This window comes from Nonomuraea sp. NPDC001699 (assembly GCF_053596455.1).
Genome location: NZ_JBSFGF010000004.1, coordinates 229,699 through 247,997 on the forward strand (window position 1 = coordinate 229,699; position 18,299 = coordinate 247,997).

Sequence of the window (18,299 nt, forward strand, 5' to 3'; positions counted from 1 at the left end):
GGATTTCGTATGTCTGCGCCGCCCGTGGTTGACCTTCCCATTGAGGACGAACGGTTGGCGCAGGACGTGGCCACCGGATTGGCCGCGGTCGAGAAGCTCCTTCGCTCGTCGGTGGAGAGCGAGGACGCCTTCGTCACGGAGGCGTCCAAGCACCTCATCGAGGCGGGCGGCAAGCGGTTCCGTACGCTGATGGTGCTGCTCGCGGCCCAGTTCGGCGACCCGTCCGCGCCGGGTGTCGTGCCCGGCGCGGTGGTCATCGAGCTGACCCATCTGGGCTCGCTCTACCACGACGACGTCATGGACGAGGCCCCGGTGCGCCGGGGTTCGCCCTCGGCCAACGCCCGGTGGGACAACACCGTGGCGATCCTCACCGGCGACTACCTGTTCGCCCAGGCCTCGGACCTCCTGGCCGACCTCGGCCCCGAGTTGATCCGCATCCAGGCCCAGACGTTCTCCCGGCTCGTCCAGGGGCAGATCCGCGAGACGGTCGGCCCGCGCGCGGACGAGGACCCGGTGGGCCACTACCTGAGCGTCCTGTCCGACAAGACCGGCTCCCTGATCGCCGCCTCCGGCCGGTTCGGCGCGCTGCTGTCCGGCGCCCCCGCCGACGTCGAGGAGCGGCTGAGCCGCGCCTGCGAGGCCGTCGGCGTGGCCTGGCAGCTCGGCGACGACCTGCTCGACGTGGCCTCCTCGGGCGCCCAGTCGGGCAAGACCCCTGGCACCGACCTGCGCGAGGGCGTCAGGACCCTGCCGGTCCTCTACGCGCTCACCAGCGGTGAGCAGTCGCGCATGACCGAGCTGCTGTCGGGCCCGGTGGCCGAGGAGGACGTGGAGGAGGCGCTCACCCTGCTGCGGGCCCACCCGGCCATGGAGCGGGCCCGCGCCGAGCTGGTCGCGTGGGTCGACCGGGCCCGCGTCGACCTCTCCGCCCTGCCCGACATCCCGGCCAGGGCGGCGTTCCTAGCGCTCTGCGACTACGTGGTCGAGCGTTCGGGCTGATCGCCTGACCCGGGCGGCCGTCCGTGCCGCCCGGAAGCTGTCGTACGTGAAGATGGCCAGGGCCAGCCACACGATCGAGAACCCGATCCATCGGCTGGGCGGCATGACCTCGCCGGCGATCGTCACCCCCACCACGAACTGCAGGATCGGCGCGATGTACTGCAGCACCCCGACGGTGCTCAGCGGCACCCGGATCGCCGCCGCGCCGAAGAAGATCAGCGGCACCGCCGTGATGATCCCGGCCCCCACCAGCAGCAGCGCGTGCCCGGCGCCCTCCTGCCCGAACGTGGCCCCGCCCGCGAACTCCAGATAGATCAGGTACCCGAGCGCCGGCAGCAGCAGCACCAGCGTCTCGACGGCCAGGCTCTCGGTGGCGGCCACGTTCGCCTGCTTCTTGACCAGCCCGTACACGCCGAAGCTGACCGCGAGCGTGAGCGCGATCCACGGCAGCCGGCCGTAGTCCACGGTCAGCACGACCACCGCGAGGGCCGCGAACCCCACCGCCGTCCACTGCAGCGGACGCAGCCGCTCCCTCAGCACCAGCACCCCGAACAGCACGCTGACCAGCGGGTTGATGAAGTACCCGAGGGCGCTCTCGACGACGTGGCCGGTGTTGACCGCGTAGATGTAGGTGCCCCAGTTGACGGTGATGACCACGGCGCCGATGGCGAGCAGGACGAGCTTGCGCGGTTGCCGGGCCAGCTCGCGGAACCAGCTCCAGTGCCGGCGTACGGCGAGCACCGCGACGACGGCGACCAGCGACCAGACCATCCGATGGGCCAGGATCTCCACGGCTCCGGACGGTTTGAGCAGCGGCCAGTACAGGGGGAACAGCCCCCACATGGTGTAGGCGGCGATCCCGAACAGTACACCGCGCCGAAGGTCAGGCATGTAACCCATTTTCGGGCCTTACCAGCTTAAATACAAATGTGTGTCACTATACGGGAATGTTTAGGCATCCTTAAGTGTTCGGGCGTTGTGTAGGCGCAATCCCGCTACCCACGCCACGCCGCCGCCCGCGGCGCTGCGTAAGGTAGAGACACCTGATGGAGGTGGCACGATGGGCTGGCTGTTCGGCGGCAACAAGACATCGATGGTCCGTCCCGAGGACGCCCTGCCGGGCCGCTCGGAGGCGATGCCCGTGCCCGCGCGGCACGCGGTCCTGGACGCTCCGCTCGCCCCGCCGTACCCCTCGGGCCTGGAGGTGGCCGACTTCGGCCTGGGCTGCTTCTGGGGAGCCGAGCGCAAGTTCTGGCAGACGCCCGGCGTGGTGACGACGGCCGTCGGCTACCAGGGCGGCTACACCCCCAACCCGACGTACGAAGAGGTCTGCAGCGGCCTCACCGGGCACACCGAGGCCGTCCGGGTGGTGTTCGACCCGGCCCAGGTGTCGTACGAGGAGCTCCTGAAGGTCTTCTGGGAGGCCCACGACCCGACCCAGGGCATGCGCCAGGGCAACGACGCCGGCACCCAGTACCGGTCGGCGATCTACTACCACTCGCCGGAGCAGGAGAAGGCGGCGGAGGCGTCCAAGGCGGCCTACCAGCAGGTCCTCACCCAGGCCGGCTACGGCCCCATAACCACCGAACTAGCCCAAGCCAAGCCTTTCTACTACGCCGAGGATTATCACCAGCAATACCTGTACAAAGTCCCCAACGGCTACTGCGGAATCGGCGGAACGGGCGTCGCCTGCCCGGTGGGCCTGACGTCCGGCGAGGCGTGAGCCGAAGGCTGGCCCAGGCGTCGCACTTCTGTGCAGATAGATATACAGTTCATGTATGACTGTTCTGCACGACGCTACTGAGCTGAGCGTCACAGAGGCGGCCCAGCGAGGGGTTGCCCGCCTGGTGGCTGATGCGGAGCAGGGGACCGATCTGGTGGTCACCCGTCGGCGTCAGCCAGTGGCGGCCGTGGTGAGTATCCGCCGGCTCAATGAGCTGGAGGAGGCGGCGGCTGATCTGCGTGATCTGGCGCTGGTGCTCGCCCGGTCGGTTACGGACACGGGGGAGCGGGTCTCACTCGATGAGGTGCTTGCCGCTTTCGGGCACACTCGCGAGTCGCTGTCCGCCATCCCGGACGATGAGTGAATCGTGTCCGACGTCGCCTTCACGGCGCCGGCGGTCGACGACCTTCGGCGGATCGGCCCAGACGCGGTACCCAAGGTGCTCAAGAAGATCCTTCTCCTGCTGGACAACCCTGAAGCTGGTTATCCGCTTGGCGGTGAACTGACCGGTTTCCGGAAGCTGGTGGTCGGTCGCAACACCTGGCGTGTCGTCTACCGCATCACCGAGGACAAGTCGGTGGAGATCTGCGAGGTGTGGGCTGTCGGTGAACGTGCCGACGCCGAAGTGTACGAGGAGGCGACGGCCAGGGTCCGGGAGGCGGGTACAGGCCGCCCCGAGATCATCCAGCTCGGCCAGGTGATCGAACGCCTCGGCGCGCTGGCCGATCACATTCGGGTGGAGAAGGCATCTCCCAGGGAACCCGTTCCAGACTGGCTCGCAGACCGCTTGATCTACACGGTTGGGATGGCGCGTGAGGATGTTGCCGCTCTTGACCTTGAAGAGGCGGTCGACACGTGGGCTGAGTACCGGTCCAAGCCTCGTTAGGTCGCGCATCTATCGCCTGAAGCAAAGCGCTACCACCAGCAATACCTGTACAAAGTCCCCAACGGCTACTGCGGCATCGGTGGCACCGGGGTGGCTTGTCCGGTCGGCCTGACCTCTGGCGAGGCCTGAGGTAACGCGCCGAGGAGAGCGGCACCGGATCGAGTCGATGCCCGGTTTGGACGCTCTGTCGCCCGAGCTGGGACATCAAGGAGCTGTGGCAAGACGCGGGCGCATCCACGGATACGGATCAGTGAGCGGCGTGCGTCTTGCCCGACGGTTCTGCTGAATCCGCTGCAGCGACTCTCCGGCGGTGTAGAAGCGTCCCCTCCCGTTGCCATGAGGGACAAGGAGTCCAGCGTTGGCAAGGGCTGCCAGGTCGCGCGTGGCGGTCTGATCCTCGACGCCGGTTCGCTTCAGGTAGCCGGCGCGCCGTACCCGGTAGCCCAAAACAGCCTCGAACATGGCGTCAAGCGCGCGCTCGGGCAGTGAGTTTTCTGCGATGAGAGTATCGAGTTCGGCCCAGGTGGTTCCCGCCTCCCCTACTCGCTGAGCCACAGTCTGGGCCTGCATGTGGTGGGCGCGTAGATTGAATGAGATCCAGAGCTGGGCATCGTCACGCGGCTGCCACGAACCGTGGCCGGTGAGGGCCAAGGCGGCGTAGTAATCCTCGGTGTTCGCCCCCAACCACTCTTCGATACTTGAGAACTCCGGCTCTCCGATGTCTGATCTCGTCAGTACAGAAGTCGCAAGAGCGCGGGCCATACGGCCGTTGCCGTCGCGAAATGGGTGGATCATGACGAGGTTCAGATGTGCCATGGCTGAGCGCACCACGGGATCGATCTCTGGTTCCGCATGGAGGCTCTCGACCAGCGCGTCCATGAGCGCTGGAACATCGCCAGCATCTGGGCCCTCGTAGACCACTTGATCCTTGCGATCATCGTGTACGAAGACCGGGCCCTTGCGGTAACGGCCGGGGGACTTCGACGGCTCATGTTGCAGCATCATGTAGTGCATCGCGCGAATCTCGGTGGAGTCGAAAGTCGAATAATCGTCTTCGCCCATCGCGAGAACATAACCCAGCGCCTGACGGTAACCCTGAATCTCCAGGAAGGTCCGCTCATCGGCACCGATCGGCTCTTCGCCGTCCAGCGCGGCCACGGCGTCATCCTCGGCGACTTGATAGCCTTCAATGCTGTTGGACCCGCGGATGGCCCGAGCCAAGGCCGACCGACGCAGCCCGCCTTGCCAGCGTTTTGGCGTTTTCAGGACATGCCGAAGTTGCTTGCGCATCTGGTGAATCTCGCCCAGGACGCCGCGGTCCTCTGTGGTCAACGTAGGGGTGACGTAGACCGAGAGATGTCGCGATGATGCCTTCATCTAGTCATGGTACCCGCTACTTGAGTACTTGAACTAAACATCGTCAGCGGCCACGTGGCTGGAGACAGGCGGTGGTTCGCGGACAACGACGGATGTGGTCGGTCGGGCTGACTCAGGGCGGTGGAACGTTGCGGCGAGTTCCCTCGCCTCGATCTCGGCATTGGTCATGGCGAGCCGCGTGCCATCGAAAGAGCGAACGCCCACGTGGTGCTCGTCTGCCTCCGTTCGAAGTCCATGCTTGACCTCCACGAGGCCGTCGACATGTGGGCTGAGTGCCGGTCGAAGGCCAACTGAGCAGCACATCTATGACCTGAAGCAAAGCGCTACCACCAGCAGTACTTGTACAAAGTGCCCAACGGGTACTGCGGTATCGGCGGGAGCCGGCGTGTCCTGCCCCGTCGGTCTGACCTCCGGCGAAGCTTGACCTACCGGGCGAGCCGTGCCGCGAGGGCCCGCGTTCGGGGACACATGAGCCCGTCCAACAGGTCGTGGAAGACGCGGTCCACAATGTGGATAGTGGAAGAGCGCGCATGCGGTTTCCGAAGGGAAGCGTTTCCTGGCCCGCGTACAGGACGTACCCGGCAATGAGCCGGTCGCCCAGTTTGCGGGCCAGATGCTGCAGGCCCCTGAAGTCATTGGCGCGTACGGTTTCGGTGGCCTTGACTTCGATGCCGATGATCTCGCCAGAGGCCCGTTCGAGTATGCCGTCGACTTCGACCCCATCTCGATCTCGGTAGTGATAGAGCCGTACAGGCTCCTCGGACCACGTGAGCTGGCGGGCCAGCTCGCCAAGGGCGAAGTTCTCGATCAGCGGACCCGCGGGTGCCGTTATGTCGGCCACTCGGGACGGGGTCAGGCCTGCCAGATGGGCGCCAAGCCCGGAGTCGACCAGCAGCAGTTTGGGGGTCGCGATCGCGCGTGTGGTCGCGTTGGACGACCAAAGCTGTTGGAGTCGGGGAAGATTCCCTTCCGACTGATCGGCAAGCACCGCCGGATCACTTACGAGGATCTTCAGGAGTACAGGCGCCGTGATGATGCCAAGCACCGATCGGCTGCTGACGAGCTTGCCGCGCTGGGGCAAGAGCCGGACATCTGAGCGGTCGTCCCGATTGGGGGGCGTCTAGCATCGTGAGCATGAATGAGGCCACCACCGTAACGCTCCCGCACGGCCAGAACCTCAGGTGCGACACGTGTCAGGGTGAGATCTTCGAGTCCCGTCAGTGGAAGTTGCAGACCACCGGGATGACCTTCATGGGTCTGGACTGGGCCAACCGAGACGCGACCTGCTTCGTCTGCACCACTTGTCGGCGGATCCACTGGTTCCACCTGTAGAGGCGGAACTGCTGCAGATCGTCATGTGGTTCGCCGTCTGACGTGGTGGCGTGGGATGCCTGTCCAGGTGATTTGGTCCGAAGGGGGTCCGCGAGACCGGGAGCCGCGTTCCCGATGTGTACCCGGCCCGGAGACCCGAAGACGGAGTTGTGGTCGGGCTGTCTTCGATGGCCTTTACGTCAGTTAGTGAACTGGCAGCCTTTACGCGGTGGTGGTGATGGCCGTTGTCATACGAACTGTAGATTCGTCTGCGCTGCCTGGCTTGCTCTGCTCCGGAGCTGTTCGGCTCTGTTTGTGTCCGGGGGGTCGGTGAAAATCTGTACCCCGAAGAGGAAAGAGGTTTGGCGTGGGGAGAAGGAACCACACCTGATCTGCGATATGGCCCGCCGTCTTTGCCATTCGCCTGTCACTGTGCTCATGTCAGAGTCCGTGCCGGGTCTCCGGGGCGGCATCTTCTTCCCTGTGTGGAACAGGCAGGAGTCGTGAACGTAGAGGCGCAGATCCTCGAGGTGTTGCTACGCGTCCAGGCGCTCGAGACGAGTAGCCGCACCGTGGATGACATCACCGTGATCAGCATTGTTCTGATGATGACCGAGCTCGCTGCCTTGCAGGACGAGTTGAGGCAAGATTTCGCGGCCGTGGTCGACGAGCTCACTGCCTTGCGGCATCACATCAACGACCATTTCAACGGCCCGCGCTGTGAGTTCCTGCGCCGCCCCGGCACTTGGCAGCGACCAGAGAGCAACTAGCGGGTCGGAGCCGGGTGAGAAGGCCTTCGGTTGTGGTGGAGATGCTGTCTGCGCCCTGCCGGAGGTCTTCACGTTGCACGGTCTGTGGACGTCGGCTGCGCGTCAAGTAGATCATGGGGTGTGCAGAGAAGTTCGGTGGGGCGGGCGGGGCGGTTGTGGGCGGGGCTGGCGGGGGTTCCGGTCGTGTTTCCTCAGCGGGGAGAGGTGGCGGTGACCGCCTCCGCCGGGTCGGTATTGTGTCCGCCCGGGTGGACAGGGATCGTCGTCCTGGGTGGAGCGGCGCTGGTCACGGTGCCTGAGGCAGGCTTGGTGGGGCCGGTGCGGCGTGCTCTGACCGGCTGTCTTGGTGAGGATGGCGTTGATCTTGCGCGGCTGTCCGAGCGGCTGGAGGTTCGTGAGGTTCTGGGGCCGGCGACGCTCGCGTATCTCGATGCTGACGAGTTCGTTCCCTGCCATGTCGGGGTGGACGTCGAACGTTTGGCGGTGGGGGATCGGGATGTCTCTGGGCTGGTGGCGGGGGTGGACGAGCGGGATGCCGATGAGAGTGGGTTGGAGGAGGTCGGGTCGGGGGTGTGGGTGGTTCGTGAGGGTGGTGACGTGGTCGCCGCCGCTGGGTTTCGGACCTGGTCGGGGGTGGCGGCGCATCTGTCCGTACTGACTGCTGGGGAGTTTCGGGGGCGGGGGCTGGGGCGGGTGGTGGCGTCGGCGGCGGTGGCCGACGCGCTGGGTGAGGGGTTGTTGCCGCAGTGGAGGGCGCGTCCGGAGGCGTCGCGGCGGGTGGCGCGAGCTCTCGGGTTCCGTGAGTTGGGGTCTCAGGTGAGTCTTCGCGTGGAACGCTGACCGCTTTTCGGCTGACCGAGTGGGTGGGTGGAGTCGTGGGGCCGTCTGCTCCTTCGCGATCGCCTTCACCTTGCCCGTCTGCGCAGCCGCGCGGTGCGGGTGGCGGCGGCCGTCGCGGTCCTCGCCTGCCGTCGTTGCACGTGGTGGGGAGCGAGTGGTTCGAGGTCGCGGTCGTCGGCTCGCGCCTGCTGAGCCCGTCTCGCGGATGACGCCGGGATGGGCAGGGGTCAGATCGCGGCGGTGAAGCGGGCCAGGAGGGTGCGGAGGGTGGCGCGTTCCTCGGGGGTGAAGGCGTCGGCGATCCTGCGTTCGATGATCACGGCGGCCTCGTCCGCCACCCGGAGCGCCTCGCGGCCCGCGTCTGTGAGGTGGGTCTCCAGCATGGTGCGGTGCCATTGGTGGGGGGAACGTTCGATCAGGCCGTGTTCCAGCAGGTTCTTCAGTACGACGTTCATGGCCTGCGGGGTCACCAGGCACTCCCTGGCCAGGGCGGCGGCGGAGATGCCGGGGCTGGCGTCGAGGGCGAGCAGGGCGGCGTACTGGGGGACGGTCAGCCCGGCGATCTTGACCGCCGCGTGCTTGGCCGCCATGAGTCGCTGCTCGGCGCGCTTGACGTCGAGGCCGAGCCGCTCCTCCGGGGGCATGTCCATGCAGGGAGCCTACAAGCCGGCACGCTATACAAGCCCGTATAGATATCAAAGCTTTGATAGTGTGCTGCCATGTCTGTGATTCCGGAGAGCCACCTCGACCTGCTGACCCGCCCCCTGTACGCCCACCTGGCGACGTTGATGCCCGACGGCACCCCGCAGGTGACCCCCGTGTGGACCGTCTGGGACGGCGAGTTCCTGCGCTTCACCACCACGAACGACCGGCAGAAGGGGCGCAACGCCGCCGCCCGCCCGTACGTGGCCATTTCCGTCAACGACCCCGACCGGCCGTACCGCTACCTGGAGGTCCGGGGCACGGTCGAGCGCGTCGAGAGCGACCCCCAGGGTGACTTCTTCGACGTCCTGGCCAGGCGGTACGGCCTGGACTACGAACGGCCGGTCGGCGACGCCGAACGCCGGGTGGTCATCGTGGTCCGGCCCACCCGCTGCACCAGCCAATGACCGGGCACCTCTAGGACGGCTGCCGGGAGCGGGGCTGGGCGCGCATGTGCATGCGTTCGCCCTGCCGTCCGAACAGGTTGAGCACCTCCACCGGTTGATCGCCCGCGGGGCCGAACCAGTGGGGCAGGTGGGTGTCGAACTCGGCGGCCTCACCCGGCCCCAGGATCAGGTCGTGGTCGCCCACGATCAGCCGGACGCGCCCCGAAAGCACGTACATCCACTCATAGCCCTCGTGCGTGACCGGCTGCGGCCGCTTCTGGTCGGCGGGGATGACCGACTTCCACGCCTGCAAAGGGCCGGGCTGGGTGGTCAGAGGCAGTACGGTCCGGCCGTTGCGGACGACCGGTTTGAGCCGCACGCGCGGATCGCCCACCTCCGGCGCGCCGACCAGCTCGTCCAGCGGTACCTGGTGCGCCTCCGCGATCGGCAGCAGCAGCTCCAGGCTGGGACGGCGCTGCCCCGACTCCAGCCGCGAGAGCGTGCTCTTGGAGATGCCGGTGGCCTCGGCCAGGGCTGCCAGGGTCACCCCGCGCTCGGTGCGGAGATGCCTGAGCCGGGCGCCGACCTGGGCCAGCGTGGCGTCTATCCGGGATTGCTGTTCCATGAGGCCCATTCCACCTCCGCTGTCCCGGAAATGGCAACAGAAGTTGTCATCTCCGTGTGCCGGATCGCACCATCGGGGCCAGGAGGTGATCGTCATGACCAAGGCGATGAACAGCAAGGACACCGAGCACGACGTAGTGGTGGTCGGCGCGGGGGCGGCCGGGCTGAACGCGGCTCTGCTGCTCGGGCGGGCGCGGCGCAATGTGGTCGTCGTCGACGCGGGCGCGCCGCGCAACGCCCCGGCCGCGCACATGCACGGCTACCTGTCCCGCGACGGCCTGCCGCCGTCGACTTTGCTGGAGCTCGGACGGGCCGAGATCGCCCGGTACGGCGTGCGGCTCGTCCGGGCGCGCGTGGACGAGATCGAGCCGGGCCCGTCCGCGTGGCAGGACGGCGAGATCGGGTTCTCCGTGCGGTTGGAGGGCGGCCCGGTGCTCGGTGCGCGTCGGCTCCTGGTCGCCACCGGCCTGTACGACGAACTGCCCGCCATCCCCGGCGTACGGGAGCAGTGGGGCAAGGACGTCCTGCACTGTCCGTACTGCCACGGCCACGAGGTCGGCGACCGGCCGCTCGCGGTGCTCGGCACGCATCCCAGGGCGGTCCACCAGGCCCTGCTCCTGCGCCAGTGGAGCGACGACGTCGTCTTCCTCGCCCACACCCTCGACCTGACGCCGGCGGACCGCGACCGTCTGGAGGCCCGCGGCCTGCGCATCGTCGAGGGCCCGATCGACCACCTCGTCGTCGAGGACGGACGGCTGCGCGGCGTCGAGCTCGCCGACGGACGGGTGCTGCCACGCGCCGCCGTGTTCCTGTTCCCGCGCATGGTGCCGAACGACCAGCTGCTCACCCGCCTGGGCTGCGAGACGGACGACGCCGGCTGGGTCGTCACCGACCGCACGGGACGGACGAGCGTGCCCGGCGTCTGGGCGGCGGGCAACGTCGTGGACCCGCGGGCGCAGGTCGTCACGGCGGCGGGGATGGGGGCGGCGGCCGCTTTCGCCGTCAACGCCGACCTGGTGGACGAAGAGGTCCGGCACGCCGTCGAGCGGCGCCGCGCCCCGGCTCGCTAGCAACCCCCTCATACGTAAGGAGATCTCGTCATGCCCGCGCATGCTCCGGGCTCGGTGCGCAGCGTCACCGAGCAGAACTTCGCCGAACGCGTCCTCCAGGCGGAACGTCCGGTTCTGATCCAGTTCTGGGCGGCGTGGTGCCGTCCGTGCCGGCTGGTCACGCCGATCGTGGAGAGCCTGGCCGCCCGGCACGCCGTCACCGCCGTCCCCGCCTGCCTCACCGCGGCCCTGCGCGACGCGGGGGTGGACCGTTGAGCGCCGAGGCCGCGGCCGCCCGGGGGACGGCGGTCGCCCGCGGCAGGCTCCCCCTGGGGGTCTACCTGCTGTCCTTCAGCCTGTTCTCGATGGGCAGCGCGGAGTTCCTGCTCGCCGGGGTGCTGCCGGCGGTCGCCGAGGACCTGCGGATCACGCTGTCCTCCGCCGGCGGGCTGATCTCCGCGTTCGCCGTGGGCGTCGTGATCGGCGGGCCGCCGCTGGCCATCCTGACCCTCCGCTGGCCGCGCCGGACGACGCTGGTGGCCGCCCAGGCGACCTTCGCCGCCTGCGTCGCGGTCGGCATCCTCACCGACAGCCATCCGGTGCTGCTGGTCACGCGGTTCCTCTGCGGTCTCGCGTACGCGGGGTTCTGGGCGGTCGCGGCGGTCACCGCGATCGGACTGGTCCCGGCGGACCGTACCGCCCGCGCGTCCGGGGTCGTCGTCAGCGGGCTGAGCCTGGCGATGATCGCGGGTGGGCCGGCCGGGGCGATGATCAGCTACTTCACCGGGTGGCGTGGCGGGTTCTGGGCGGTGGTCGCCCTCACCGTCGTGGGCGCCGTCCTGACGCTCGTCGCGCTGCCCGCCACCAGCTGGCACGGGCGGGCGAGCGTCCGCGGCGAGCTCCGCACGATGCGGCGGCCCCAGCTCTGGGTCGTGTACGCCGTCACCCTGCTGAGCACCGCGGCCTACATGATCTCCTACAACTACCTGGCGGCGTTCCTGACCGAGGTCACGGGCGTGCCCGGGGTCTGGGTCCCGTTGATCCTGACGCTGTTCGGCGTGGGGGCCTTCGCCGGGTTGTCGATCGGCGGCCGGATCGCCGACCGGTTGCCCACGCACGCGCTCCTGGCCGGGGCGCTCGGCATCGCCGCCTGTTCCGTGCTGCTCGCCGTGCTCGGACGGCACGTCCCGGCCGTCGTGCCGCTGGTGCCGCTGCTCGGCGTGGCCGGGTTCGTGCTGAACCCGGCCGTCTACGGGCGCGTGTTCGCCATCGCGTCGGGGGCGCCGACGCTCGCCGGGGCCACCACCGTCTCGGCCTTCCAACTGGGCATCAGCCTCGTCCCGGTGCTGGCCGCCGCCGCACTGGACGCCGGGGCGGGGATCGCCGCCATCCCGTGGATCGGCGCGGCACTGGCCGCGACCACGCTCGTCCCCGTCCTGCTGGACCGCTGGTTGTCGCGCCGGTCGCTCTGAAGGTCGCCTTCGCTGTGTGGTGCGGATCACAGTGGGGGCGTGTCACGGACGGGGTGGCTGTTTGCATCGCGTGGTCAGAGGCACCGTACGAAAGGGACGATGATGACCACACAGCGCGAGAACGGCAAGGCTCCGCATCACATCCTGGTTCTGGGGGCGGGGTACGCGGGGATGGCGGCGGCGGTTCAGCTCGCGGCGCGGACCAAGGGGCGTGAGGACGTCCGGGTGACGCTGGTCAATCCGCAGGAGCGGTTCACCGAGCGGTTGCGGATGCACGTCGTGGCGAGCGGGCAGCAGGTCGCCGAGATGAGCATTCCGGAGCTGCTGGAAGGTACGGGGGCGCGGTTCGTCCGGGGCTGGGTGACGGCCGTGGACGCGGACGCCAGGAGCGTGCGGATCGACGACGACCGGGTCCTGCACTACGACACCCTCGTGTACGGGCTGGGCAGCGTGGCCGACACGGCGACCGTGCCCGGGGTGGAGGAGCACGCGTACACGCTGGACAGCGTGCAGGACGCCGAGGCGCTGGCCGCCCGGCTGACCCGGCTGGCCCAGGCGGGCCGGGGCACGGTGGTCGTCGGCGGCAGCGGGCTGACCGGCGTCGAGTCGGCCGCCGAGATCGCCGAGCGTCACCCCGAGCTGGACGTCGTGCTGCTCGGCAGGCAGGAGCCGGGCGCGGCCATGGCGGCCGGGCCGAGGGCGTACCTGCGCGAGGCCCTCGCCCGGCTGGGCGTGCGGGTGCGCAGCGGCGTCGAGGTCACGAAGGTGCTGCCCGGCTCGGTGGAGGTGGCGGGCGGGGAGAGCGTCGCCGCGGACGCCGTGCTCTGGACGAGCGGGACGCGGGTCTCGCCGCTGGCGGCGGCCGCCGGGCTCACCGTGGACGAGCGCGGCCGCATCGTCACCGATGCCTTCCTGCGCTCGGTGTCGCACCCGGACGTGTACGCCCTCGGCGACGCGGCCGCGATCAGCCAGGGCTACGGCGTCATGCACGGCACCTGCCAGAGCGGCATGCCGACCGGCGTGCACGCCGCGGTGTCGATCCTGCGCGCCCTGGACGGCCGGCGGCTCAAGCCGTTCCGCTTCGGCTACTACCACACCCCGGTGAGCCTCGGACGGAACGACGGCGTCGTGCAGTTCACCCACCCCGACGACAGCCCGCGCAGGGTGTACCTCACCGGCCGGATGGCCGCACGGTATAAGGAGACGGTGACCGCAGCACCCTGGCCGACGTACGTCCGTATGAAGAAGATGCCGGTCTCCGGCGCGCTCTGGCCGCGTGGCGGCCGGTTCACCCGGATCGGCGCCGGGCGATGAGCCGCGCGTACTCGGAGCAGGACCAGCAGGTCTTCGACCAGCATCGCAGGCTGCTGTTCTCGGTGGCCTACCGCGTGCTCGGCTCGGCGGCCGACGCCGAGGACGCGGTCCAGGACGCCTGGATCAGGTGGTCGGCCGACGACCGTTCGCAGGTGGCCGATCCGAAGGCGTATCTGGCGCGGATCGTGTCGAACCTGGCGTTGCAGCGGTTGCGGTCGACGCAGTACCAGCGCGAGACGTACGTGGGGCCGTGGTTGCCGGAGCCGATCCTGACCAGCGGCGACACCGCCGACGACGTCGCGGGCGCCGACTCGGTCTCGACGGCGATGCTGGTGGTCCTGGAGACCCTGAGCCCGCTCGAACGGGCGGTGTTCGTGCTCAAGGAGGTCTTCGGCTTCAGCCACGCCGAGATCGCCGAGGCGGTGGAGCGTTCCGAGGCGGCGGTGCGCCAGGTCGCGCATCGGGCGAAGGAGCACGTACAGGCCCGGCGGCCGCGCTTCACGGCGGACCGGACGCGGCAGCGGGACGTCACGCGGCGCTTCCTGGCCGCCGCGACCGGCGGCGACATCAACACGCTCATGGAACTGCTGTCCCCCGACGTCACCCTGTGGACCGACGGGGGAGGCAAGGTGCGCCAGGCGCTGCGGCCGGTCGTGGGCGCGCAGACGGTGGCCTCGTGGTTCGCCGCGATCGGCACGGTCACCTACCAGGGCATCGAGCCGGGCGACATGCGGGCGGAGCTCGCCGAGATCAACGGCGGCCCCGGCGTGGTGTTCAGCGGTCAGGGCCGGGTCGTCGCCACCGTGACCTTCGACTTCGACGCCGACGGGCACATCACCGCCGTTCACAACGTCGCCAACCCCGACAAGCTGGGCGCGATCGCGGATGGGACCGCCCGCGACCTCACGCCTTGACAACCGTCGCTGACCCGGACGGTGGCGACGACCTGACATGTCGGTTGTCCGCCATGACCTAGTCATGGTGTGTAAGTCCCTTTCTGGCGAAACTTTGTTCTGCCGGTTGCGCAACCCCCCAACCGGTAGAAAGAGAGCCACCGCCATGCCATTCAGTCGTAGAGCGGCGCTGCTCAGCGCCGCCCTCGCCGCCACGCTCGTCGCGGCCGGCACCGGAAGCGCCCACGGTGACGCGACGGCCCCCGCCGCCGGAGTCGCCGGCGTCACCGGCGTCCCGGCGTCGTCGGTCACCACCGCGCGGGTCACCCTCATCACCGGGGACGAGGTCACCGTGACCGGCCAGGCCGGCCGTCCCGTCTCGGTCACCGTCACCCCCGGCGAACGCTCGGCCGGCGACCTGCGCACCTACACGGTCGGCGGCGACGTGTACGTGCTGCCGAACGAGGCCGCGCCGCTGGTCGCCTCGGGCCAGGTGGACAAGCGGCTGTTCAACGTCACCCAGCTCATCGCCCAGGGGTACGACGACGCCCACAGCGAATCGATCCCGACCATCGTCCGCTACTCCGGCAAGGGCCTGGCCAAGGCCGCTCCGCCCGACGGCGGCCGGCTCACCCGGTCCCTGCCCGGTATCCGGGGAGCGGCCGTCGCCGCGGACAAGAAGCGCGGCGGCGCGTTCTGGGAGGCCGTGGACGACGACACCGCCAAGGCGGGAACGCCCAAGGCCCGGCTCTCCGGCGGCATCGAGAAGCTCTGGCTGGACGGCAAGGTCAAGACGCTGCTCGACAAGAGCGTGCCGCAGATCGGCGCCCCCGAGGCATGGGCCGCCGGTTACGACGGAACCGGTGTCAAGGTCGCCGTCCTGGACACCGGCGTGGACGCCGAGCACCCCGACCTGGCCGACCGGATCGCCGAGAGCCGCAGCTTCGTCCCCGGCGAGACGGCTCAGGACGGCCACGGGCACGGCACGCACGTCGCCTCCACGATCGCGGGCAGCGGCGCGGGCTCGGGCGGCAAGTACAAGGGCGTGGCGCCCGGCGCCCGGCTGATCGTGGGCAAGGTGCTGGCCGACGAGGGCGCCGGCATGGAGTCGTGGATCCTCGACGGGATGAACTGGGCGGCCCACTCGGGCGCGAAGGTCGTCTCGATGAGCCTGGGCGGCCAGGAGGGCGCCGACGGCACCGACCCGATGGCCGTGGCGGTCAACGAGCTGACCGCCGAGACGGGCGTGCTGTTCACCATCGCCGCAGGCAACAGCGGCCCGGGGGCGACCACGGTGGGCTCGCCCGGCGCGGCCGAGGCGGCGCTCACCGTCGGCGCGGTCGACTCGGCGGATGCGGTCACCGACTTCTCCAGCCGGGGTCCCCGCGGCGGCGACGGGGCGCTCAAGCCGGAGATCACCGCTCCCGGCTTCAAGATCGTGGCCGCCCGCGCCGCGGGCACCTCGATGGGCACGCCGGTGGACGGCACGTACACCACGGCGAGCGGCACGTCGATGGCCACGCCGCACGTGGCGGGCGCCGCCGCCATCCTCGCGCAGCGGCACCCCGACTGGACCGCCGCGAGGCTGAAGAACCAGCTCGTCAGCACGGCGCGGACGACGGCCGGCACCCCCGTGCACAGCCAGGGCGCCGGCCGCGTGGACGTGAGCCGCGCCGTACGCCAGCCCGTCTCGGGCTCCGGCGTGATCGACTTCAGGCTCGCCGACTGGGACGCCGGAGAGCCGGCCACCAAGCAGATCGAGTACGTCAACGACGGCGACCAGCCCGTCACCCTGACGCTCGCCGCCAAGGGCGCGGGCGAGGATCTGCCGGCCGCGGCGCTGACCCTGGGCGCCCAGACGGTGACCGTGCCGGCGCACGGCACCGCGTCGGCGGCCGTCACCGTCGACACCTCGGCCGTGCCGGCGGGGGCGCACGGCGCGCACGTCACCGCGTCCACCGCCGACGGCCAGACGGTCGTGACCACGGCCGTCGGCTTCGTCCGGGACGTGGAGCGCTTCGACGTCACCCTCAAGGTGCTCGACCGGGACGGCAAGCCGACCACCGGCGCCGCCGTCGTGCACGACATCAACCTCGACAGGCTGGCCCTTCCGGACAGCTACCTGATCGGCGCGGACGGCACCACCAAGGTCCGGCTGCCCCGGGGCGAGCACGCCTTCATGGCGGAGATCTTCCACTACGCCGCCGAGGGGAACCGGGTCTGGGAGTACACCTACGGCGCCGAGCCGGGCGCGGTCATCGACTCCGACCGGACCATCACCTTCGACGGCGCCAAGGCCGGACCGGTCACCATGGACACCCCGAAGCCGAACCAGGCGGACAGGGTCCGGCTCGGCCTGTCGGTCCAGAGTGCGGCCGGCACCAGCGCCTACGGCCTCGAACAGTGGATGAACGGCGAGACGAAGGTGTACTCCGTCCCGTCCCAGGGCACGAGCAGCCGCTTCGAGTCCCGGGTCGCCTGGTCGCTCACCGCGCCGGAGCTGAAGGCCCAGGTCCTCGGCGCCGGGGCCGAGCCGATCGAGCCGGCCTACTTCCGGGGCCGGGCCGGCTCCGCGCGCATCGACGGCGCCCAGGTCCTGCGGGCCGCGGACGCCGGGACCGGGCGTCCCGAGGACTACGCGGGGCAGCCGGTCCGGGGACGGCTCGCGCTGGTCAAGCGCAGCGCCGAGCTCACGCCGCAGCAGCAGGTCGACAACGCGGCCGCCGCAGGAGCGGGCGCGGTCATCATCTACAACGACAAGCCCGACAACTGGGGCGCCGACAACTGGAGCACGTCGCCGACCAGGATCCCGGCGATGACGCTCGCGGGTGAGCAGGGCGCCCGGCTGGCCGCGGCGGCGGCCAAGGGCAGGCTGCAGGTCCGGCTCTCGGGCACGGCGGTGAGCCCGTACGCCTACGAGCTGGTCAAGTACCGCAACGGCGGCGTCCCGGCGGACCAGCGGTACAAGGTGCGCGACGGCGAGCTGGCCACCGTGCAGTCGTCGTTCCACGCCTCGGCGCCGGCCACGGAGGCCGGGTACGCCCGCGCGCTGGTCTCGCCGATGCAGGGCACGGCCTACCAGGTCTTCACCCGGATGGTCATCCCGCGGCCCCTCACCGAGTACGTCACGGCCGACCTGCGGACCTTCGAGTCGATGCAGGTGGGCTCGGTCTGGGAGGGCGGCCAGGCGTGGCAGCAGACCGCGCCGTCCGTGCTCAAGGCCGGTCAGCGGGTGTCGCGCGACTGGAACAAGGCGGTGGTCCGCACGGCGCTGCCGGCCGCGGTGGACAAGTCGGCGGTCCGCGAGGGCGCGATCGGCGTGCTCTTCGCGGGCGGGCTGTTCGACACCGCGCCCGGCCAGACGTACCTGTTCCGCGCCTCCGCCGACAAGGAGCAGTCGACGGTCTACCGCGACGGCGAGCTGCTGGGCTCCGCGCCGTCGGCGGCCGTCGCCTTCCCGGTGGTGCCGGAACGCGCCCAGTACCGCGTGGTGACCGACGTGCAGCGGAACGCACCTTTCTGGACGACCTCCACCAAGGTGCGCACCGACTGGACGTTCCACTCGCAGCAGGTGGCCGCCCAGGACCTGCTGCCGGTCCTGTCGATCGACTACGACCTCGACGTGGACGAGACCAACAGCGCCCACGCGAACGCCCCCACCCGCGTCGGCCTCGGCCTGCGCTACCCGAAGGGCCTGGCGGGGCCGCGCATCACCCGGGCCGCCCTGTGGACCTCGGCCGACGACGGCGCCACCTGGCAGCCGGTACGGCTCGCCGGGGCCGGTGAGCGGGCCTTCACCGGCGCGATCAGGAACCCGGCGAAGCCCGGCGGCTTCGTGTCGCTGCGCGTGCAGGCCACCGACGCCGACGGCGGCACCGTCGAGCAGATCGTGACCCGCGCGTACCAGCTACGCCGATAGTTCCAGGTGAGGGGCGTCCCCGGCGGGGGCGCCC

19 protein-coding genes and 1 pseudogene are annotated in these 18,299 nt (G+C 69.9%); 15 read left to right on the forward strand and 5 right to left on the reverse strand.

Annotation, left to right across the window (positions count from 1 at the left end):
* Nucleotides 1–9: 9 nt before the first annotated feature.
* Nucleotides 10–999, forward strand: a complete 990-nt coding sequence (locus ACWCSU_RS14500) for a polyprenyl synthetase family protein (protein WP_357692382.1) — start codon at nt 10–12, stop codon at nt 997–999.
* On the opposite strand, the gene rarD is transcribed toward ACWCSU_RS14500, so the two are convergent.
* Entirely contained in the window at nt 961–1,890 is a 930-nt protein-coding gene (gene rarD / locus ACWCSU_RS14505) for an EamA family transporter RarD (protein ID WP_357692380.1), read from the reverse strand. The two genes, ACWCSU_RS14500 and rarD, sit on opposite strands and share 39 nt — an antisense overlap.
* A 169-nt stretch (nt 1,891–2,059) precedes the next feature.
* Between rarD and msrA the strand changes: the two genes are divergently transcribed.
* From msrA to ACWCSU_RS14525, 4 genes and pseudogenes are all read left to right on the forward strand, one after another.
* Complete coding sequence (gene msrA / locus ACWCSU_RS14510) at nt 2,060–2,722, forward strand: peptide-methionine (S)-S-oxide reductase MsrA (RefSeq protein ID WP_364082547.1); 663 nt, start codon at nt 2,060–2,062, stop codon at nt 2,720–2,722.
* Between the two features lie 55 nt (nt 2,723–2,777).
* The gene (locus ACWCSU_RS14515) at nt 2,778–3,086 is read left to right on the forward strand and encodes a type II toxin-antitoxin system prevent-host-death family antitoxin (protein WP_237103413.1); all 309 of its coding nucleotides are present in this window, start codon (nt 2,778–2,780) and stop codon (nt 3,084–3,086) included.
* A gap of 3 nt (nt 3,087–3,089) precedes the next feature.
* Nucleotides 3,090–3,608 carry a type II toxin-antitoxin system RelE family toxin gene (locus ACWCSU_RS14520; RefSeq protein WP_449935318.1) on the forward strand — a complete coding sequence of 173 codons (519 nt, stop codon included), beginning with the start codon at nt 3,090–3,092 and terminating at the stop codon, nt 3,606–3,608.
* 21 nt (nt 3,609–3,629) lie between these two features.
* A pseudogene (locus ACWCSU_RS14525) lies at nt 3,630–3,737 on the forward strand (peptide-methionine (S)-S-oxide reductase MsrA); the annotation flags it as partial.
* Nucleotides 3,738–3,812: 75 nt separating this feature from the next.
* Here the strand turns inward: ACWCSU_RS14525 and ACWCSU_RS14530 are convergent.
* Together ACWCSU_RS14530 and ACWCSU_RS14535 are read right to left on the reverse strand one after the other, a co-directional pair.
* On the reverse strand, nt 3,813–4,985 hold the full coding sequence (locus ACWCSU_RS14530) for a Fic family protein (protein ID WP_449935320.1): 1,173 nt from the start codon (nt 4,983–4,985) through the stop codon (nt 3,813–3,815).
* 112 nt (nt 4,986–5,097) lie between these two features.
* Complete coding sequence (locus ACWCSU_RS14535; protein ID WP_449935321.1) at nt 5,098–6,030, reverse strand: DUF4143 domain-containing protein; 933 nt, start codon at nt 6,028–6,030, stop codon at nt 5,098–5,100.
* 89 nt (nt 6,031–6,119) lie between these two features.
* On the opposite strand from ACWCSU_RS14535, the gene ACWCSU_RS14540 reads away from it, so the two are divergent.
* The 3 genes from ACWCSU_RS14540 to ACWCSU_RS14550 all read left to right on the forward strand — a co-directional run bounded on the left by ACWCSU_RS14540 (nt 6,120) and on the right by ACWCSU_RS14550 (nt 7,906).
* Complete coding sequence (locus ACWCSU_RS14540; protein ID WP_357692362.1) at nt 6,120–6,317, forward strand: hypothetical protein; 198 nt, start codon at nt 6,120–6,122, stop codon at nt 6,315–6,317.
* A gap of 482 nt (nt 6,318–6,799) precedes the next feature.
* On the forward strand, nt 6,800–7,066 hold the full coding sequence (locus tag ACWCSU_RS14545) for a hypothetical protein (RefSeq protein ID WP_357692360.1): 267 nt from the start codon (nt 6,800–6,802) through the stop codon (nt 7,064–7,066).
* Between the two features lie 210 nt (nt 7,067–7,276).
* Nucleotides 7,277–7,906: a GNAT family N-acetyltransferase gene (locus ACWCSU_RS14550; protein ID WP_449935322.1), complete on the forward strand. Its 630-nt coding sequence runs from the start codon at nt 7,277–7,279 to the stop codon at nt 7,904–7,906.
* 227 nt (nt 7,907–8,133) lie between these two features.
* Here the strand turns inward: ACWCSU_RS14550 and ACWCSU_RS14555 are convergent, their stop codons facing one another.
* Nucleotides 8,134–8,556: a MarR family winged helix-turn-helix transcriptional regulator gene (locus tag ACWCSU_RS14555; RefSeq protein ID WP_364099394.1), complete on the reverse strand. Its 423-nt coding sequence runs from the start codon at nt 8,554–8,556 to the stop codon at nt 8,134–8,136.
* A 69-nt stretch (nt 8,557–8,625) separates the two neighbouring features.
* On the opposite strand from ACWCSU_RS14555, the gene ACWCSU_RS14560 reads away from it, so the two are divergent.
* Nucleotides 8,626–9,015: a PPOX class F420-dependent oxidoreductase gene (locus tag ACWCSU_RS14560; RefSeq protein ID WP_449935324.1), complete on the forward strand. Its 390-nt coding sequence runs from the start codon at nt 8,626–8,628 to the stop codon at nt 9,013–9,015.
* A gap of 10 nt (nt 9,016–9,025) precedes the next feature.
* On the opposite strand, the gene ACWCSU_RS14565 is transcribed toward ACWCSU_RS14560, so the two are convergent.
* Nucleotides 9,026–9,619 carry a helix-turn-helix domain-containing protein gene (locus ACWCSU_RS14565; RefSeq protein ID WP_357692352.1) on the reverse strand — a complete coding sequence of 198 codons (594 nt, stop codon included), beginning with the start codon at nt 9,617–9,619 and terminating at the stop codon, nt 9,026–9,028.
* A 94-nt stretch (nt 9,620–9,713) separates the two neighbouring features.
* Between ACWCSU_RS14565 and ACWCSU_RS14570 the strand changes: the two genes are divergently transcribed.
* From ACWCSU_RS14570 to ACWCSU_RS14595, 6 genes are all read left to right on the forward strand, one after another.
* Nucleotides 9,714–10,688 (forward strand): NAD(P)/FAD-dependent oxidoreductase, encoded by a 975-nt coding sequence (locus tag ACWCSU_RS14570; RefSeq protein ID WP_449935326.1) that lies wholly within the window; start codon nt 9,714–9,716, stop codon nt 10,686–10,688.
* Nucleotides 10,689–10,718: 30 nt separating this feature from the next.
* Nucleotides 10,719–10,943, forward strand: a complete 225-nt coding sequence (locus ACWCSU_RS14575; protein ID WP_449935328.1) for a thioredoxin family protein — start codon at nt 10,719–10,721, stop codon at nt 10,941–10,943.
* Nucleotides 10,940–12,139, forward strand: coding sequence for an MFS transporter (locus tag ACWCSU_RS14580; protein WP_449935330.1), 1,200 nt, complete (start codon nt 10,940–10,942; stop codon nt 12,137–12,139). Before ACWCSU_RS14575 ends, ACWCSU_RS14580 begins: the two co-directional genes overlap by 4 nt.
* A 99-nt stretch (nt 12,140–12,238) precedes the next feature.
* On the forward strand, nt 12,239–13,453 hold the full coding sequence (locus ACWCSU_RS14585) for an NAD(P)/FAD-dependent oxidoreductase (protein ID WP_449935331.1): 1,215 nt from the start codon (nt 12,239–12,241) through the stop codon (nt 13,451–13,453).
* The gene (locus tag ACWCSU_RS14590) at nt 13,450–14,367 is read left to right on the forward strand and encodes an RNA polymerase sigma-70 factor (RefSeq protein ID WP_449935332.1); all 918 of its coding nucleotides are present in this window, start codon (nt 13,450–13,452) and stop codon (nt 14,365–14,367) included. Before ACWCSU_RS14585 ends, ACWCSU_RS14590 begins: the two co-directional genes overlap by 4 nt.
* Before the next feature lie 145 nt (nt 14,368–14,512).
* On the forward strand, nt 14,513–18,265 hold the full coding sequence (locus tag ACWCSU_RS14595) for a S8 family serine peptidase (RefSeq protein ID WP_449935334.1): 3,753 nt from the start codon (nt 14,513–14,515) through the stop codon (nt 18,263–18,265).
* Nucleotides 18,266–18,299: the final 34 nt, after the last annotated feature.

What these genes read in the sequence shown, in the direction of transcription:
- ACWCSU_RS14500 (WP_357692382.1), top strand. Translation starts at nt 10, where the DNA reads ATGTCTGCGCCGCCCGTGGTTGACCTTCCCATTGAGGACGAACGGTTG.
- rarD (WP_357692380.1), bottom strand. Translation starts at nt 1,890, where the DNA reads ATGCCTGACCTTCGGCGCGGTGTACTGTTCGGGATCGCCGCCTACACC.
- msrA (WP_364082547.1), top strand. Translation starts at nt 2,060, where the DNA reads ATGGGCTGGCTGTTCGGCGGCAACAAGACATCGATGGTCCGTCCCGAG.
- ACWCSU_RS14515 (WP_237103413.1), top strand. Translation starts at nt 2,778, where the DNA reads ATGACTGTTCTGCACGACGCTACTGAGCTGAGCGTCACAGAGGCGGCC.
- ACWCSU_RS14530 (WP_449935320.1), bottom strand. Translation starts at nt 4,985, where the DNA reads ATGAAGGCATCATCGCGACATCTCTCGGTCTACGTCACCCCTACGTTG.
- ACWCSU_RS14540 (WP_357692362.1), top strand. Translation starts at nt 6,120, where the DNA reads ATGAATGAGGCCACCACCGTAACGCTCCCGCACGGCCAGAACCTCAGG.
- ACWCSU_RS14555 (WP_364099394.1), bottom strand. Translation starts at nt 8,556, where the DNA reads ATGGACATGCCCCCGGAGGAGCGGCTCGGCCTCGACGTCAAGCGCGCC.
- ACWCSU_RS14560 (WP_449935324.1), top strand. Translation starts at nt 8,626, where the DNA reads ATGTCTGTGATTCCGGAGAGCCACCTCGACCTGCTGACCCGCCCCCTG.
- ACWCSU_RS14565 (WP_357692352.1), bottom strand. Translation starts at nt 9,619, where the DNA reads ATGGAACAGCAATCCCGGATAGACGCCACGCTGGCCCAGGTCGGCGCC.
- ACWCSU_RS14570 (WP_449935326.1), top strand. Translation starts at nt 9,714, where the DNA reads ATGACCAAGGCGATGAACAGCAAGGACACCGAGCACGACGTAGTGGTG.
- ACWCSU_RS14575 (WP_449935328.1), top strand. Translation starts at nt 10,719, where the DNA reads ATGCCCGCGCATGCTCCGGGCTCGGTGCGCAGCGTCACCGAGCAGAAC.
- ACWCSU_RS14585 (WP_449935331.1), top strand. Translation starts at nt 12,239, where the DNA reads ATGATGACCACACAGCGCGAGAACGGCAAGGCTCCGCATCACATCCTG.
- ACWCSU_RS14590 (WP_449935332.1), top strand. Translation starts at nt 13,450, where the DNA reads ATGAGCCGCGCGTACTCGGAGCAGGACCAGCAGGTCTTCGACCAGCAT.
- ACWCSU_RS14595 (WP_449935334.1), top strand. Translation starts at nt 14,513, where the DNA reads ATGCCATTCAGTCGTAGAGCGGCGCTGCTCAGCGCCGCCCTCGCCGCC.